This window comes from Gordonia sp. i37 (assembly GCF_002043085.1).
Lineage (GTDB): Bacteria > Actinomycetota > Actinomycetes > Mycobacteriales > Mycobacteriaceae > Gordonia > Gordonia polyisoprenivorans.
This window is the reverse complement of the sequence record NZ_MVPX01000659.1, coordinates 1-202: the sequence shown is the minus strand read 5'-3', so window position 1 is coordinate 202 and position 202 is coordinate 1. Positions and strand designations below refer to the sequence as shown.

The following is a 202-nucleotide window of genomic DNA, read 5'->3' as shown; positions in this document are numbered from 1 at the left end:
CGGGGTTCTCACCGCACCGTTACCACCCGCCGCGATGACAAAGCGCCCCGGTTCCCGGATCATGTTTCCCGGCAATGGAATATAGCGGATCGTCCGGATCGGTGGTGGGTGGCCGACTTCCCCTACGTGTGGACGTTGGCCGGGTTCGTCTACGTGTCGTTCCTCGTCGATGTGTTCTCCCGACGCATCCTCGGGTGGCGGG

The 202-nt window shown here is 63.9% G+C and carries 1 pseudogene; it reads left to right on the top strand.

From position 1 onward, the window contains the following. Positions 1–202, top strand: a pseudogene (locus tag B1964_RS29420) (IS3 family transposase); the annotation flags it as partial.